The sequence below is a fragment of the Caballeronia sp. LZ016 genome (assembly GCF_031450805.1).
Classification (GTDB): domain Bacteria; phylum Pseudomonadota; class Gammaproteobacteria; order Burkholderiales; family Burkholderiaceae; genus Caballeronia.
On the sequence record NZ_JARTVY010000002.1, the window covers coordinates 491,183 to 506,765 of the forward strand.

General features: G+C 66.2%; 13 protein-coding genes. 2 read left to right on the forward strand and 11 right to left on the reverse strand.

What is annotated here, in order from left to right:
- Window positions 1–401 precede the first annotated feature (401 nt).
- Complete coding sequence (locus P9220_RS15670) at window positions 402–848, reverse strand: hypothetical protein (RefSeq protein WP_309765917.1); 447 nt, start codon at window positions 846–848, stop codon at window positions 402–404.
- Between the two features lie 351 nt (window positions 849–1,199).
- On the opposite strand from P9220_RS15670, the gene P9220_RS15675 reads away from it, so the two are divergent.
- On the forward strand, window positions 1,200–1,472 hold the full coding sequence (locus tag P9220_RS15675; RefSeq protein WP_309765918.1) for a hypothetical protein: 273 nt from the start codon (window positions 1,200–1,202) through the stop codon (window positions 1,470–1,472).
- A gap of 22 nt (window positions 1,473–1,494) precedes the next feature.
- Here P9220_RS15675 and P9220_RS15680 read toward each other — a convergent pair whose 3' ends face one another.
- From P9220_RS15680 to P9220_RS15695, 4 genes are all read right to left on the reverse strand, one after another.
- Entirely contained in the window at window positions 1,495–1,662 is a 168-nt protein-coding gene (locus tag P9220_RS15680) for a hypothetical protein (RefSeq protein ID WP_160174734.1), read from the reverse strand.
- Between the two features lie 226 nt (window positions 1,663–1,888).
- A complete protein-coding gene (locus P9220_RS15685; RefSeq protein ID WP_309765919.1) occupies window positions 1,889–2,926 on the reverse strand; it encodes a trypsin-like peptidase domain-containing protein in 1,038 nt (345 codons plus the stop codon).
- A 70-nt stretch (window positions 2,927–2,996) separates the two neighbouring features.
- The gene (locus P9220_RS15690; protein WP_309765920.1) at window positions 2,997–3,893 is read right to left on the reverse strand and encodes a DUF4922 domain-containing protein; all 897 of its coding nucleotides are present in this window, start codon (window positions 3,891–3,893) and stop codon (window positions 2,997–2,999) included.
- 77 nt (window positions 3,894–3,970) lie between these two features.
- A complete protein-coding gene (locus tag P9220_RS15695) occupies window positions 3,971–4,501 on the reverse strand; it encodes an Lrp/AsnC family transcriptional regulator (protein WP_309765921.1) in 531 nt (176 codons plus the stop codon).
- A gap of 140 nt (window positions 4,502–4,641) precedes the next feature.
- On the opposite strand from P9220_RS15695, the gene mdeB reads away from it, so the two are divergent.
- Window positions 4,642–7,356, forward strand: a complete 2,715-nt coding sequence (mdeB, locus tag P9220_RS15700) for an alpha-ketoglutarate dehydrogenase (protein WP_309765922.1) — start codon at window positions 4,642–4,644, stop codon at window positions 7,354–7,356.
- A 26-nt stretch (window positions 7,357–7,382) separates the two neighbouring features.
- On the opposite strand, the gene P9220_RS15705 is transcribed toward mdeB, so the two are convergent.
- The 6 genes from P9220_RS15705 to bcsZ all read right to left on the reverse strand — a co-directional run bounded on the left by P9220_RS15705 (window position 7,383) and on the right by bcsZ (window position 15,583).
- Complete coding sequence (locus P9220_RS15705) at window positions 7,383–7,859, reverse strand: type VI secretion system tube protein Hcp (protein ID WP_309765923.1); 477 nt, start codon at window positions 7,857–7,859, stop codon at window positions 7,383–7,385.
- Window positions 7,860–7,870: 11 nt separating this feature from the next.
- Window positions 7,871–8,428 carry a hypothetical protein gene (locus tag P9220_RS15710; protein WP_309765924.1) on the reverse strand — a complete coding sequence of 186 codons (558 nt, stop codon included), beginning with the start codon at window positions 8,426–8,428 and terminating at the stop codon, window positions 7,871–7,873.
- Complete coding sequence (locus P9220_RS15715; RefSeq protein ID WP_309765925.1) at window positions 8,425–8,928, reverse strand: DUF2778 domain-containing protein; 504 nt, start codon at window positions 8,926–8,928, stop codon at window positions 8,425–8,427. Before P9220_RS15715 ends, P9220_RS15710 begins: the two co-directional genes overlap by 4 nt.
- Window positions 8,929–9,108: 180 nt before the next feature.
- Window positions 9,109–9,756, reverse strand: coding sequence for a phosphoribosyltransferase family protein (locus tag P9220_RS15720; protein ID WP_309765926.1), 648 nt, complete (start codon window positions 9,754–9,756; stop codon window positions 9,109–9,111).
- Between the two features lie 140 nt (window positions 9,757–9,896).
- The gene (locus P9220_RS15725; RefSeq protein ID WP_309765927.1) at window positions 9,897–14,456 is read right to left on the reverse strand and encodes a cellulose synthase subunit BcsC-related outer membrane protein; all 4,560 of its coding nucleotides are present in this window, start codon (window positions 14,454–14,456) and stop codon (window positions 9,897–9,899) included.
- Window positions 14,450–15,583 carry a cellulose synthase complex periplasmic endoglucanase BcsZ gene (bcsZ, locus tag P9220_RS15730; protein ID WP_309765928.1) on the reverse strand — a complete coding sequence of 378 codons (1,134 nt, stop codon included), beginning with the start codon at window positions 15,581–15,583 and terminating at the stop codon, window positions 14,450–14,452. Before bcsZ ends, P9220_RS15725 begins: the two co-directional genes overlap by 7 nt.

Sequence of the window (15,583 nt, forward strand, 5' to 3'; positions counted from 1 at the left end):
CACGATTAACTAGACGGTTCGTTCAAAACGGCGCAGGGGCGCGGCGGCGGCCGCTCGGCGCGTGCGAATAAAACGTCAACGCTGCGCGGGATTATGCGCGCATCGGGCTTTGTTTTCGGCGGTTTGCTGCCTACACTTAAAGTAGTTTCTCAACGCTTGAGCGGAGGCGGCGATGCGAACGAGGCCACGTGAAGTCGTCCGCATGCTTGCGACGTTTCGGCGATCGGCGCAATGCCGCGCGTTGAGGGCAGCGTCGGCGCAAGAGGCGATGCGGCGTGCGAACGAAGAGGCAGTCGAAGCGCCCGCAGCCGCCGACACCGATTCATCGGCGGAAACGGACGCCCTCGGCAACGAGCGGGCGCCCCGGCGCATGCATTGACCGGGTCGCCCGGCGCGGCGGCTCACGCTCGCGCGGCTTTCCTGTACGGCGAGAATCGCCAGTGGCCGGCCGGATCCTTCACGGCGACGGCGCCATGTTCGTGCAGCATGTCGCCGATCGCGCCGGGCTTGATTTCATCGGTAATCCGAATGACCAGCAGCGTCCGCTGCCGAATGGCTTCATCGTTTTCGGCGGGCCTGAGCGGCCGTTGCGGCTGCGGTTCGCGCGAAACGAAGCGGTTGTGCGCGCCGATGACGCCCTGATGCTCGCCATGTGCGATGTACTCGGCCTCGTCCTCTTCGTGCGAGGGCAGTGGAAAGGCGTCGAAATCGACGTCGTTGGGGCCGGCGCGGTAAAGATGCGCGTCGTCGCGTGAAAGCCCGGCAAGTTGCAACGCGCGCAGCGCCTCGTGTCCATCGCGATAGGACGCAAATACGCCCACTATCACCTGATTGGTCGGCTGATTCATCGTCGTCTCCGTCCGCGTGTATGCGCGTACCGTCGATGCGAGCGTCCATTCCCTGATCGAACGACGCGGCGCTCGCATGAGTGCGCGGTGTTGGAATCATCAGAAGAGACAGCAACGTGCGTTCCCGCACGTATGCCCGAATGCAGCGCGCCTCCGAAAATTGTCCGGGTTGCGACCCTATCGGCAATCGCCTAAAGTGTGTGGGCTTCTTTTCAGACCACAGCGCGTCGGCCCGAATGCGCTTTTTACGAGGCTCGCATGACAGCGAAAGCGTGCGCGTGGGGGGTTCTGCTCATTATGGCAGGGGCGAGCTCCGCATGGGCAGCGCCATGCGCAAGCGACGGCGACATCGTGACGCTCGAAGGCAAGGTCACGCGACAGGCTGCGCGCCAGGCAGACGCGGCCACGAGTCGCGCGTGGGTGCTTGCGCTCGCAAGCCCTCTCTGCATCGCGGGTGCGGGTGCGCAGTCGAACGTATCGACGGTGCAAATCGTCGATGCCGAACCGCCCGAAGACGCGCGCGTGCAACTCACCGGCAAGCTCGTCACCGGCAACGTCAGCGCCTACTACGCCGTGCCGACGGCGATCTGGGTGCTTAAACAGCGGATATTGTCGGAGCGTTGACGCGAAGTTTTGCGCGGTGCAGTCAGGCCGCCTTCGCTTGCGAGCGACAGTATTGCGCGACGACCCATTGCAGCGGCTGCTCGTCGAACTTGCGCTCTTCCGCGAATCGCATGATGGCGTCGAGTTGCTGGCCGCTGCAGCGGAACGCCTGGCGGCGCGGCATCGAAAGCTTGGTCTTGTGCTTGGTCATGGCAATCCCTTTTGCTCGGTTCTCAATGGACCTTGGGACCTTCCCCGGAGGGCAGGCCGGTCGAACGGTGACCCGCTCGTGCGCCTGCTGCTCCCTCATTAAGCCGGATAGTCGCAATGCCGACCGGCTGTTAGCGCACATAGTCACCAGACAATTGCCTTAGCGCAAACCGTGGGCCTGATCGCTTCACGTCGATTTCGAGTGCTTCGTGATGCCGATAAAAACATCACCCTGTCTGCTCGACCGGCGTGACTTCGAGGTCCTGTTTCTGCGACCCGCGCAGCACCGTGATCTTCACCGCGCGATCGATTCGCGATGCATCGAGCGTGCGCTGCAAGCCGTCGACGGTATCGATGGCGACGTCATCCACCGCGACGATCCGGTCGCCCGCGCGCAGCCCGCCCGACGCGGCCGGGCTTCCCTTGACGACTTCCATCACGTGCACGGCGCTCGATGCCGGCAGCCCGAAGAAGCGCTGCACCCGCCGCGAAACCGGCGCGGTCGTGCCGGCGACGCCGATATACGCCCGCCGCACGCGCCCATGCGCGAAGATCTGCATGATGACCCACTTGGCCGTGTCGATTGCAGTGGCGAACGAGATGGCCTGCGCGCCCGAGATGATCGCGGTGTTCACGCCGATCACCTGTCCCGCCGAGTTGATGAGCGGCCCGCCCGAGTTGCCGGGATTGAGCGCGGCATCGGTCTGAATGACGTCGTAGATCATGCGGCCCGAGTTGGACCGCAACGAGCGCCCGAGCGCCGACACGACGCCCGTCGTCACCGTTTGCGCAAGCCCGAGCGGGTTGCCGACGGCAATCGCGATTTGCCCGACGCGCAGGCTGTGCGAATCGCCAAGTTCCACGTGCGGCAGCGGCTCGGGCGAACCGATGCGCAGCACCGCGAGATCGCTGTCGGGATCGTCGCCGACGAGATCGGCATGGAAGTGCGCGCCGTCTCCGAGTGTCACGCCGATGCGCGTCGCGCCGTGGACGACGTGGCTATTGGTCAGCAAATAGCCGTCGGGCGTGAAGATGAAGCCCGAACCGGTGCCGCCGGCCGCGCGCCGCGTGCCGCGCGCATCGGCGAATTCGCGTTCGACCGAAATGAACACGACGGCTTGCTGCACGCGTTCCAGCGCGCCTATGACGGTGCGGGAATAGGCATCGAGCAGCGCTGCGTCGTCGAGCGGCGTGGACGTGCGATCTGGCGCGGCGTCTTGCGAGCCGCGCGCAAGATCGTCGATGAATCGAGGACGGCTTCCCATGTCCGGACTCCGAAAGGTTGAGAGCCGACATGCGGGGCGCGGCGCGGCTTTTCAAGCTGCCGCGACGGTTTCAGGCCGGGCGTGATGCCCGCGTGAGCAGGTTCATCGGCCCGAGCGTTTCGACGATGCGGCGCTGCGCGTCGTCCCGCACGAACAGCGAGCCGGCGAAGCCGAGCGCGTTCACCGCGACGCCGTCGACATCGGCGGCGGTGCGGGCAACGGCGAGCATCCATCGGCGCGTCACGAGCAGGTTATACGGCGCGGATTGATGCTCCGCTCCCGCGACATCGAACGGCTCGATACCGATCTCACTCAGCAGCCGGCGATAGGTGTCGAACACGTCGGCCGCGCGCATCGACGTTGCATCGCCGAGCCACGCCGCCGCATGAGCGAACGGAAATCGAGGCACGCGGTACGGCGCGGCGTCGCGAGCGGCTTCGACAAGCGGTTCGATCGGCACAGGATGACCGTCGAGCGGCAGCCGCACGATCTGCAGATGCTTGTGCGGCTGGCTCGATCCCGCGACGGCGCCGCCGTTGTAGAAACCGAAGCCGTCGAATTCGCGCAGGCACGCGAGCAGCGCGGCGAGATCGCCGGCGTCGAGCAGCGCGGCTTGCGGCTCGAAATCCGTCGTCACGATCAGCAGATGATGCGCGAGCACGTTGAACTTGTTGAGCAGCAGAAAGTGCCGCTCGCCGATATCGCCGACGCGCAGCGCTTCCTCGCACGGCGAGAACGGGTCGCGCCACGCGCTGGCGGCGTCGGCTGCGGACTTCGCCGCCAGCTTCGCGGCTTGCTCCTTATGGGCGAGGTTCGCCGCCTGACGCACGAGAAAGCGCACGCCGTGGTCGTCGATGAAATGCGGAACCGTCGCGAACGAGCGGAGCGCGCCGCAGGCGAGGGCGCGTTCCGTCCGTTCAGCGATGTCGCGCCAGGAAGGCGCGCGAAGCGGGGCGCGGTCGGTCATGGAAAGAGGTTGTAGATGACGTTAGCGGCCATTCTGCGGCAATCGGGCGGCCGATGCCGCAGCGTGCTCGCAGCGCATCACGTCCAGTCGCCTTCATCGTCCTTCGGTTCCGGCAGCGTCAGGCCGGACGCGGGCAGCGGCAGCGCGGTTTTGTATCGCACCTGCTTGAACGCGAAGCTCGAGCGGATATTCGATACCCCCGGCATCTTCGTCAGCCGTTCGAGAATGAAGCGTTCGAGCGCCGCCACGTCCGGCAGGACGACGCGCAGCAGATAGTCGGCGTCGCCCGTCATCAGATAGCACTCCATGACCTCGGGCCGCTCGCCGATCGCCTGTTCGAAGCGGGCGAGCGCATCCTTGACCTGCTTTTCCAGACTGACCTGAATGAACACGTTGATGCTCAGGCCCAGCGCCTCGGGACTGAGGAGCGTTACGTGTTGCCTGAACAGCCCCGCTTTTTCCAGCGCGCGCACGCGATTGAAGCACGGCGTCGGCGACAGATTGACGGCGCGCGCCAGTTCCGAATTGGTGATGCGCGCGTTCTGCTGCAACTGATTCAGGATGCCGATATCGATGCGGTCCAGGCGCTGCTTCACTTGCACGCTCATAGTGTGAAGATTCCGGTTATTGGCGATTTCGCAGAATGAATACGCTATCGTAACGCGCCGCAGCAGCCAAATGAGACGCAAATTCTGTCGGGAACTGGATATGCTTGAAAGCATTCCAGCACCTTACGCGGAGTCGCGCCATGACGGACCTGTCGAGCGGAACCAGCCAGCTTCTTTCTCTTGCGCGAGGGCGTGAAGACACGGACCCCGCCGAAACCGCCGAATGGCTGGAGGCGCTCGATGCGGTGGTCGCGCACGTCGGCAAGGCGCGGGCGCAATACCTGTTCGACCGGCTCGCGGAGCATGCGCTGTCGGTCGGCGTCGAGTCGGCGCGGGCGCGGGCGACGCCTTACGCGAATACCATCGCCGTCGGCGACCAGCCGCCGTATCCCGGCAATCTCGACATCGAAGAGAAGCTCGCGGCGGTGCTGCGCTGGAACGCGCTGGCGATGGTCGTGCGCGCCAATCGCGCGTACGGCGAGCTCGGTGGACATATCGCGAGTTACGCGTCGGCGGCGGATCTGTTCGAAGTCGGCTTCAATCACTTCTTTCACGCTGCCGGCGACGACCACGGCGGCGACCTCGTCTATTTCCAGCCGCATTCCTCGCCGGGCGTCTATGCCCGTGCGTTCCTCGAAGGCTTTCTCGACGAGGACCACCTGCGCCATTATCGACGCGAGATCACGGGACCGGGCCTGTGTTCCTATCCGCATCCGTGGCTGATGCCCGACTTCTGGCAGTTCCCGACCGGCTCGATGGGCATCGGCCCGATCAACTCGATTTACCAGGCGCGCTTCATGCGCTATCTCCAGAATCGCGGCCTGAAGCAGACGGAAGGGCGCAAGGTGTGGGGCTTTTTCGGCGACGGCGAGATGGACGAGCCGGAATCGATCGGCGCGCTGTCGCTGGCGTCGCGCGAGCGGCTCGATAACCTCGTGTTCGTGATCAACTGCAACCTGCAGCGGCTCGATGGCCCGGTGCGCAGCAATGGCCGCATCGTCGATGAACTCGAAGCGCAGTTCACCGGCGCGGGCTGGAACGTCATCAAGGTGTTGTGGGGATCGGACTGGGACGCGCTCTTTGCGCGCGATCGCACCGGCGCGTTGCTGCGCGCGTTCGCTCATACGGTCGACGGCCAGTTCCAGACCTTCTCGGCCAATGACGGCCGCTATAACCGCGAGCGCTTCTTCGGCCAGAATCCGGAACTCGCGGCGCTCGTCGCGCATATGTCGGATGAGGATATCGACCGTTTGCGGCGCGGCGGCCACGACGTGCGCAAGCTGCACGCGGCGTATGCGAAGGCGCTCGCGCACAAGGGCCAGCCGACCGTGATCCTCGCGAAGACGATGAAAGGCTTCGGCATGGGTGCGGTCGGGCAGGGCCGCATGACGACGCATCAGCAGAAGAAGCTCGATCTCGACGACCTGAAGGCCTTTCGCGACCGCTTCCGCTTGCCGCTGTCGGATAGCGACGTCGAGCAGCTCCGGTTCTACAAGCCAGCCGACGATGCGCCCGAGATGCGCTATCTGCACGAGCGGCGCGCGGCGCTGGGTGGTTATCTGCCGCGCCGTCGCGCGCGCGCATCGCAATCGATCGTGCCGCCTGCGCCCGGCACGTGGGCGCAGTTCGCCATGGATACCGCCGGCAAGGAGATGTCTACGACGATGGCGTTCGTCCGCATGCTCGGCAGCCTGATGAAGGATGCGACGCTCGGTGCGCGCATCGTGCCGGTCGTCGCGGACGAGGCGCGCACGTTTGGCATGGCTAACCTTTTCAGGCAGGTGGGCATCTATTCGCCGCTCGGCCAGTTGTATGAGCCGGAGGACATGGGCTCGATGCTCTACTATCGCGAGGACACGCGCGGGCAGATTCTGGAGGAGGGCATTTCCGAGGCGGGCGCGATTTCATCGTGGATTGCGGCGGCGACGTCTTACAGCGTTCACGATCTGCCGATGCTCCCGTTCTACATCTACTACTCGATGTTCGGCTTTCAGCGCATCGGCGATCTCATTTTCGCCGCCGCCGATCAGCGCTCGCGCGGCTTTCTCATCGGCGCGACGGCGGGGCGCACGACGCTCGGCGGGGAGGGTCTGCAGCATCAGGACGGGACGAGCCATCTGACGGCATCGACGATTCCGAACTGCCGCGCTTACGATCCCGCGTTCGCTTATGAAGTCGCGGCCATCGTCGATGAAGGCATGCAGGCGATGATGCAGCGTCAGGAGGATGTGTTCTATTACATCACCGTGGGCAACGAGAACTACGCGCAGCCGTCCGCGCCCGGCAAGACGCTCGATGCCGCCACGCGCGAAGGCATTCTGCGTGGCATTTACCGGATCGGGGATGCGGATTCCAAGTCGGACGCGCAAGTGCAGTTGCTCGGCTCCGGCGCGATTCTGAACGAAGCGATCGCCGCGCGCGCGATGCTTCTCGCCGACTGGAACATCGATGCCGCCGTGTGGAGCGTGACGAGTTATGCGGAACTGCATCGCGATGGCGCGGCGTGCGAGCGTCGCTCGCGTTTATCGGATGAAGACGCGATGCCTTATGTCACGCGCGCGCTGGGACGAACGCGCGGGCCGGTGATCGCAGCGACGGACTATGTGCGCGCGGTGCCGGAGCTGATCCGCGCTCACGTACCGCGCCGTTACGTGACCCTCGGCACCGATGGCTTCGGCCGCAGCGATACGCGGCAATCGTTGCGCGCGTTCTTCGAGGTGGATCGCGTGGCGATCGTTCTGGCGGCGCTCAAGGCGCTTGTGGATGAAGGCGGAGTCGCGCGGGAGGTGCTCGGGCAGGCGCGGAGGAAGTATGGGCGGGATGCACGGGAGCGCGACGCGCCGTGGATGCGCTAATCTCGCACGCCAGGCAACGCCCGCACTCACGCGGCTCTATTCTGTTTGACGTCGATGATGCCGGTTATCGTGCCAGCGCTTGCTCCCCGCTTGCTCTGCAGAACGTACTCCTGCTTCATGCGGGCGAAAGAGAGAGACACGGTTTCGATGGAACTGGCGCCATCCACAGACGGCCATACCTTCGTGACGAGCACGTCGTATAGCGTGATTCGATAGTACTCCAACGGTAGTCCGCCGGACTTTCGCATGATGAGCTTCGCCTCGGATATGCGCTTGCCTTGAGCGGCATATACGGCAAGGTTGGGTGACGCCCGGTCCAGCTCGTGACGGAACGTGAGATCGGAAACGGAGGCTTTGCCTGCGCCGCCGCCCGAACCGGAAAGCATCGATGACTGCTGCTCGATGCACAACTCCCAATGGATCACTTCGATCGCACCTTCGAGCGATACATCCTGCGATTCTCCAGTGATGCCTTTGATCTGCAACAGAATATCGGACGACATGAGTCTGACCTTCAAGAATGGCCGACATCGCGGCGCGAACATGCGCGATTTCTGCAAACCGCACGAACGGCCATGACGACGAGAAGCACGCCTAGCCAGCAGGCGATGAACAAGAACAAGAGGTACACCGCCTGAAGCGGGTCCGGCTCACCGTCGAACGGAGTCGTCAGGCGATCATGCAGCCAGCGCGGACCACCCGTTGCGGTCACAGCTTCATGTATGCGATGCGCGATTGCGTAGGCAGCAGCGAATATTGCGAGGACGCACGCCAGATGCGATGGCCGGCGTCGAAAGAAGTTGCCAGCAAGACGGAGGCTGGTCCACAGCATGACGGCGGCCAACAACCAGCAGACGCCGATCGTGCCGAGAAGGCTCCCGTCGATGATGCTCTCGACGCCGATTGCCTGATAGCCCAGCGCATCGAGCGTCGTGCGAACCGAGTCGGCCATCCAGTCGGGAATTGCCCCGGCGCGAAGGTTGATGAACCGGGTGATGGCCGCACCCATCAGGAACGAGACGACGGCCCACAAGCCCACGAGCGCGAACTTCGACAAGGTATTTCGCCTCATTTGACCGTGACCGTGACCGTGACCGTGACCGTGACCGTTCCGTACGCTTTCAGCACTGAACCCGGGACCGGAAGTGAGGGGGGCGATCGCCTGATGAAACGCTGCAACAATTCGAACTCCGCAGGATTGACGAGCGTGATGCAGCCTTCGCTCAACGCGCGCTCGCCTTCCGGATGAATGCGGAAGTTGCCGCGCATCACGCCGTCGATGTTCGTCATGTCGCCGGTTTTCGGATTCCAGAGCATGAACCACTTTCTCCGGTCAGTCGAACCGACGAGCGGCGAGAAGCTGTCGCGGAGGCTACCGAGCAGGCCGCCCGATTGGCGATCGACGATGTAATAGGTGCCGCGCGGGATGGGGCCGATCCGCCTCGTAGCAACTTCAGCGGGATTGTCGCGTCCGCGCTTTTGTCCGGAGAAGGCCTCGACCGTTCCGTAGCCCGAACAAACAAGCGTGGAGGTAGCGCGATTGTTGAGTGTGAAGGTGCATTGCACAGGCATGTTACATGGGCCTTACCGGACTACGAACAAGCTCCTACGGTATCGCCTTTATATTCTTCGGTGTATCGCATTTCGTCAAAATGCTCAGTGATCCTTGGCAATTGTCAGCGATGGACGAGATGCTCATGTGCGCAATGACGTGGGGAACGGGAAAGCCGAGCGCGACGCGCCGTGGCTGCGCTAATCTCGCACGCCGAGCAACGCCCGCACTTCCTCGTCACGAGTCTGATCGAAGTCGAGATAAAACTGCCCGACGCCGAAGTACTGATGCGGCCTCAGCACGCACACGAACTCATCGACGACATGCGCGACGCGCGTCTCCGAATCGAGCGGCGCAACCGGCACGGCGGCGACGATCGTCGCGGGCGGCGCATCGCCATTGCGCAACGACATGGCAGCGACTTTCATCGTGGCGCCGGTCGCCATGCCGTCATCGACGATGATCGCGACCCTGCCCGATAAGTTCAGCGGCGGCCGCGAACCGCGATAAAGCCGCTCGCGCCGTTCCAGTTCCGCGCGCTCGCTGGCAATGACGCCATCGAGCGCGGAACGGGTCACGCCCGCATATCCGACGATGCGCTCATCGAGATAGAACGCGTCGCCGGATGCGATCGCGCCCATCGCCAGTTCGGGCTGCCACGGCACGCCGAGCTTGCGCACGACGAGCACATCGAGTGCGGCATCGAGCGCGCTCGCGACTTCGAACGCCACCGGCACGCCGCCGCGCGGCAAACCGAGCACGATGACGTCCTCGCGGTCAGCGTAGGCGGAAACAAGCGCGGCGAGCTGGCGGCCTGCGTCGCGTCGATCGGTGAAGGTCGAGGTCATTCGATGCGTCCTCGCATGCGCTGGAACACGCGCCCGCAAGCCCACGAGCGGCGGGCGCGCCGCTTCCGGCAGTGTGCGCGCAATCGCGCGTTCCCGCCATGCAGGGACAGCGGCCGCCACGGCCGCAAAAGAACGCGCGATCAGTTCGCCAGAGACATATACGGCGAGCTGAACGCCTGCGGCGGAAACAGCGGCTGCACGTTCCCTTGCCGATTGAAGCTGTATCGCACGTACACGGCCGCGAGCCATTCGCGATACTGGTACGCGTTGCCGAACGAAGCCGTCGCACCGAACGCCAGTTGCGGCGCGAGCTGATATTCGCCGGTCGCGCTCAGCGAATACGACACGCCCGTCTTGCTCTGGCCCGGGTACACCGCGCCCGCATCCGGCACCGACGATGAACCCGCCGCGTTCTGCTGACGCTGGCTATCGATCGGAAAGTAATTCGATGCATCCTGCCGGTAATGCTGCACGCCGACGGACCCCTTTACATCGTAGGTGAAAAGCCCCGCGCGTCCCATGTATTCGACCGGGAAATTGAGGATCACGTACTGCTGCGGACTGAAGTAACCGCCCTGGCCGTACGTGAAATACGACAGATTCTTGTCGTAGTGCATGAGCGTCGTGTTCGCGCCGACCGTCAGCGTCTGGTCCGGGTCCTTCAAGAGCCGCGTGTAGACGCCGCCGCCGCCTTTCGCCGCCGTGTTCGACGCGACATGCCGGCCATCGAGATACTGGAACGCCGCGTTGACGTAGACGCCGCTCGTGCCGTCGTCCCAGCCGAGGTCCGCGCGCGCGCCGCTCGAAGTCACGCCGCCCCATTCGAGGCCGGCGGCGGCGTCGCGTGCGCCGGCGTAGGAGAGCAGGCTGTCGGTGACGGCGCGGCGCGCGACGGCGAGCGAATACGAGACCTTGTCGCTGATCGCGTTCTGATACTGCACCCCGCCGACGATGTTCGTCTCGCGAAAGCCGAGCGGCGTCGTGCCGATATCGCCCTTGAAGTGGCGGTTCTCGTAGCCGACCGACAGGCCGACGCCCGTCGCCGTCTGCGAGCCGTAATTGTTGGCGATGGGCGTCGTCGTCGCGCCCTGTCCCGAGCCGAAGCGCGCGAGCGTCTGCTGGTTGCCGGCGGCGGTGCCGGCATCGAGCGTGACGGGCGTCGCGCGCACGATCACGTGTCCGTTGCCCGCCTTGATGCGGCCCTCGATGGGCGCTTCGATATCGGTGAGATTCGACAGGCCGTCCTCGCCATTCCGATTGCGGAAGACGATGCCGCCCGAAATCGTGCTCGCCTGCTCGCGGTTGATCGCGGCGAGTTCTTCGGCGACGCCGGCCGTCTGTGAACCGGCGATGCTCGCAGCACCGCCTGCGCTCGTCGTCGCGGCTGAAGCGGCGCGTTCCGCCTGCGCCGGGTAGTAAGGCTGTGCATAGCCCGCTGGCGGCTGCGGGACATACGGCTGCTGCGCGTACTGCTGCGGATACGGCTGCGGAACGTACGGCTGCGGAACGTACTGCTGCGCGACGTACTGCTGCGGATAAGGCTGCGCGTATCCGGCCGGCGGCGGCGCGTATTGCGGTTGCCCATACGGCGCCTGAGCCGGATAGGCTGCTGCCGTTGCCGGCTTGCGCGACGCCGCCCGCTTCGAAGCGGAAGCCGTGGCGGCCGGATATCCGCCCGTTTGCGCCTGGCGCGCCGCAGGCGACATCGGCCAGGGCGACGTGGCGTAGGGGTCCGCCGCGCCGTAGGCGGCTTGCTGCTGCGGATAGGCCTGCGCCGGATAAGCGCCCGGCTCCTGACCCGGATACGGCTGCAGCGGCGCAGCCGGTTGCGCGGGGCCGTAAGGATCGGCTCCGTAGCCGCCGCCCGGCGCAGCACGCGGCCCGCCCGACTGCGCCGACCCGTAAGCATCCGGCCCGTACCCGCCGCTGGCCGCCGGGCGCGGCGCTTCGTAAGGCTGTGGGGCCACGTAAGGCACGGAATACGGCGCAGGCTGCGGAGGCGGCAGATAGGTCGGCACGGGTGACGAATAAGACGAAGAAGACGAAGAAGACGGATTCAACGAGTTGAAACTGGCTTGCGGATTCCCCGACGACGCCGCTCCCACGGCCGTTTTGCCTTCGAACGGATTGGTCCCCGGAAGCGGCGTCGACCCGATGCGGTTCATCGCGGCCTGCCAGTCGCGCGGCACGTTATCGCGTCGCGCAGATCCGGCCGCAACCGACGCGTTCGCCGCGACGAGCGACCGTTGCAGGAACTGCGCGGCGAGGTCCAGCTTGCCTTGCGCGCGATACATCCGCCCGATGGCGGCAAGCAGCGCCGGATCGTTCGGCGCAGCGGCGATAGCGTCTTTCGCAATCGATTCCGCCAGCCGGAAATCGCGCACGCCCGCCGCCGCCGATATCGCGGCGCCCTGCAAACCGGTATCGTCCGGACGGCGTGCAAGCGCCGCGCGATAGCACGCGAGGGCATTGCGGTCGTCGCCTGCTGCGGTGTACATGCGGCCGAGCGCCGCCTGCAGGTCCGCGTTGTCGGGCATCGCGGCGAGCCAGGGCGCGATCACGTCGTATGCGCCCGCCAGATCGCCGCGCGTGCGTACCGCATCCGCCCGGGCGATCACGATGCCCACGTTCAGATCGTTGAAATCGGCGCGTTGCTGGGTGGTCAGCGGCATCGACTGAAGACGGCGCATCACCGAACCGAGTTCGGCGCTCTGCTGCATCGATGACAGGATGCCCGCGTATTGCAGCAGCAAGCCGGCGTCGTTGGGCGCAGTCGCTATTGCCCCGCGCACGAGCGCGAGTCCGCGCGATGCATCGCCCGCCTTCAGATACGCCGACGCCACCGCCCCGGTCAGTTCCGCGCTGCCCGCCGCAACCGGCTCGGCGCGCTGCAGAATCGCAATGGCCTGCGCGCGCTGGCCCGCGCTGGCGGCGCGCGTGGCGAGTTCCGCCTGTTGATGCACCCACAGGCGATGCTGCAACGCCGTCATCGCGGGCGTGCGCTGCGCGGCCGGGACGCGCTCGAGCTGCGCGAGGCCCGCCGTCCAGTCCTGCGTTTCGGCGGCGAGCAAAGCGCTGGCGTACAGCGCATCGGTCATGTCGGGATGAGTCGCGACGAGGCCGTCCATCATGCTGCGCGCATTGCCGACCGCGCCTTGCCGCACGTAGATGCGCGCGAGGTCGAGGCGCAGCCACGGATCGTCGGGCAGGTTGAGCAGCGCGTCTTCGAAGAGGCTGCGGGCCGCGCCCAGGTCGCCGCGCGCTTCGGCGGTGCGTGCCTGAGCCGCCTGTGCTTCGCCGCGCAGCGTGTTGATGCCGCCCGCTTTCGCCTGCTGCTCCGCGTTCAGCCGGTTCGCGAATTCGAGCGCCTCGTCGCCGCGTCCTTGCGCGGCGAGCGCGCCGACGAGCCCGCGAATCGCATCGGGATTGTCGGCCTGACGGCGCAGCGCCATGCGAAACGCCGCTTCCGCGCCACGCGGATCGCCGTTGTTGAGCAGCATGTCGCCGAGCAGCGTTTGCGCGGTGACATCCGACGGATTCACGGCGATCGCGCGCTCGAACAACGCCTTCGCCTTCGCGATCTCGCCGTTGCTGCGCGCGCCGATGCCATCGCTCGTATAAGTCCAGTACGTCGCGCTGGTGAGCGCGTCCTTCCAGCGCGCCGCGTTGCCCGCCCGCGTGGCGCGTTCGAGATACGTGCGCGCTTGTGCGAACCGCTCCTGCTTCAGCGCGACGACGCCGAGGCCGCCGAGCGCGTCCGCGTCGTTCGGATTGCCCGCGAGCACCGACGAGAAGCGCGCCTGCGCCGCGACGAGATCGCCGCGGTCGAGCGCCGCGAAGCCATCGGCGACGGCGCGGCCGCGCGCATCGACGGCGGCGTCCGCTTCTGCGCGGTCGCGGGCGGCCTTGTCCTGCTGGACCATCGCTTCGAAGCGGGCTTTCACGGCGGCGTCATCGGGCGCGGTTTGCAGATACGCCTGAAAGAGCGGTGCATCCGATGCCCGCGCGCCGAGCCACAACAGCGCCTGCCGCCAGCTCGTTTTCGCTTGGGCGCCGACGGCGTTATCGCCCGCCAGCTTCGCAAGCCGCGCGATGCCGTCGCGGCGCGTGGTATCGCGATAGGTCAGATGCTGCGCGTAGGCGAGGGCGTAGCGCGGGTCGCCGGTGTTCTGGCGCGCGAGCTGATCGAGGCCGCGACGCGCCTCGTCCCAGCCCTGCGGCGTCGCGGCGAGCGCCTGGTAATACTCGAGCTGGAGCGCGGGCGTCGCGGGCTTGCCGTCGATCGCGCGCCGGTATTCCTGCACCGCCGACGCGCTTTGTCCGCTTTGCGCGAGACGGCGCGCGTCGTTGACGGTCTGATCGCGCGGGCTGGACTGGCCGAGCCGCGCGCCGAGCTCGTCGATGCTCGGATAGTTCGGCGCGACTTGCCGCAATTGCGCGAGATACTGCTGCGCGCCGCTGCCGTCCTTGCGATCCGCGAGCACCATGCCCATGCCGAAGAGCGCGTCGGGCTGCTTCGGATCGATCCGGAGCACCTTCTGCCACGCCTGCTCCGCGAGATCGCCGCGCTTGTGCGCCTGCCAGTACTTGCCCTGATCGACGAGCACCGTCAGCGGATCGGCGCTCGCCTGCGCGAAGGCCCATGCGGGCGCCGCGCAAAGCATCGCCGCGATGGCGCGCTTCTTTGCCCGGATCAGCATGCGCTTCTCCAGTTCGGCACGAGGCGTCCGTTTTCATCGAAGCGGTATCGTCCGTCGATGAAACCGCCGCCAAAAAGTCCGAGCACGCGGTCGTAGTAGACCGCATCCTGCGAGCCGTTCAGCGCGTCCAGATGGGCGCGGGCGAGGCCGAGGCTTCGCTCGTCGTTCAGCGACTTGAAATACGGCGCGAGCGCACCCCAGTACGACAGCGGGCCTTCGCCGCTGGCCGCGCCGGTCGTCGCGGCGACTTTCTCGGGCGGGAAGCCCGCCTTCGCGACGCTCTGGCGCATGCCGGGCAGCGCGTCGAGCCACGGCCGCGCGAGCGGGTCGGCGCTTGCGGCGAGGCCGGCCCACAGGTAGACGCGAATCGCATCGTAGCTGCCGATGTCGCCGTTCTTCGGATCGACGACGAACTGGCCATTGCGATACGCCGCCCAGTCCGGCGCGTAGCCTCGCGGCGACGTGACCTTGACGAGGCGCGCGGCATTCTGCGCGAGCTTCGTCCAGGGGCCGTCGGGCATCTCGTGCGCCAGGCCGCGCAACAGCGGCAGGGGCAGATAGCTCGGATTCAGCCGCGTCACGCCGCCCGCGTTGAAGCCCTGCGGCCCCGGCAGCAGCATCGGTCCGAGACCGGGGAGATCGACGACTTCCTCCTTCACGACCTGCGCCGCGAGCGCCCGGCCGAGCCGCGTGTACGCGGGCTCGTTCCACAGGCGGCCGGCTTGCAGCAGGTCATAGGCGATCCACAGATCGGCGTCCGAGGCTGCGTTCGCGTCCATCACGCCGAAGGAACCGTCGGCCTTGCGGCCCCATTGCCACGCGGGCAAACGGACGTCGCCGGCATCGAACTTACCGCCGGCGAGATTCGCGCGCGTCCAGCCGAGCATGCGGTCGAAGCTCGCGCGGTCGTTCGCCACGAGCGCGAAGAACATGCCGTAGGACTGGCCCTCGGACGTGGTCTGCTGCGCCTCGGTGGAGCGGTCGATCACGCGGCCATCGGCCTGCACGACGCGCTCGATGAACTGGCGATAAGCCGGCCAGTCGCATGACTGCGCCGCGCTGGCATGCGACGCTGCGGCAATGGCGACGACCGCGCCCGCCGCGAGTCGGACGATAACCTCACGCAT

Coding starts and splice junctions, on each gene's coding strand:
- P9220_RS15670 (WP_309765917.1), bottom strand. CDS start 848: ATGAATCAGCCGACCAATCAGGTGATAGTGGGCGTATTTGCGTCCTAT.
- P9220_RS15680 (WP_160174734.1), bottom strand. CDS start 1,662: ATGACCAAGCACAAGACCAAGCTTTCGATGCCGCGCCGCCAGGCGTTC.
- P9220_RS15685 (WP_309765919.1), bottom strand. CDS start 2,926: ATGGGAAGCCGTCCTCGATTCATCGACGATCTTGCGCGCGGCTCGCAA.
- P9220_RS15690 (WP_309765920.1), bottom strand. CDS start 3,893: ATGACCGACCGCGCCCCGCTTCGCGCGCCTTCCTGGCGCGACATCGCT.
- P9220_RS15695 (WP_309765921.1), bottom strand. CDS start 4,501: ATGAGCGTGCAAGTGAAGCAGCGCCTGGACCGCATCGATATCGGCATC.
- mdeB (WP_309765922.1), top strand. CDS start 4,642: ATGACGGACCTGTCGAGCGGAACCAGCCAGCTTCTTTCTCTTGCGCGA.
- P9220_RS15705 (WP_309765923.1), bottom strand. CDS start 7,859: ATGTCGTCCGATATTCTGTTGCAGATCAAAGGCATCACTGGAGAATCG.
- P9220_RS15710 (WP_309765924.1), bottom strand. CDS start 8,428: ATGAGGCGAAATACCTTGTCGAAGTTCGCGCTCGTGGGCTTGTGGGCC.
- P9220_RS15715 (WP_309765925.1), bottom strand. CDS start 8,928: ATGCCTGTGCAATGCACCTTCACACTCAACAATCGCGCTACCTCCACG.
- P9220_RS15720 (WP_309765926.1), bottom strand. CDS start 9,756: ATGACCTCGACCTTCACCGATCGACGCGACGCAGGCCGCCAGCTCGCC.
- P9220_RS15725 (WP_309765927.1), bottom strand. CDS start 14,456: ATGCTGATCCGGGCAAAGAAGCGCGCCATCGCGGCGATGCTTTGCGCG.
- bcsZ (WP_309765928.1), bottom strand. CDS start 15,583: ATGCGTGAGGTTATCGTCCGACTCGCGGCGGGCGCGGTCGTCGCCATT.